At 61.9% G+C, this 260-nt stretch carries 1 pseudogene; it reads left to right on the forward strand.

From position 1 onward, the window contains the following. Positions 1–260: pseudogene (locus tag SB764_RS41885) on the forward strand (bifunctional 3,4-dihydroxy-2-butanone-4-phosphate synthase/GTP cyclohydrolase II); the annotation flags it as partial.

Genomic DNA, 260 nt, shown 5'->3' on the forward strand with positions numbered 1-260 from the left:
GCGAGCTCGTCAACGACAACGGCACCGTCATGCGCGGTCCGCAGGTAAGCAGCTTTGCGGAGGAATACGGCCTCAAGCAGGTGTCGGTTGCCGACCTGATCGCCTACCGCCAGCGCAAGGAAACGCTGATCGAGCTCGGCGCGAGCTTCGAGATCGAAACCCCGTTCGGCAAGGCCAAGGCCCATACCTATTCGCTTCCCTGGGATCCGATGCAGCATCTCGCAGTCGTCTTCGGCGACATCCGCGACGGCATCGACATT

Source organism: Paraburkholderia sp. SIMBA_027, assembly GCF_046535315.1.
Lineage (GTDB): Bacteria > Pseudomonadota > Gammaproteobacteria > Burkholderiales > Burkholderiaceae > Paraburkholderia > Paraburkholderia tropica.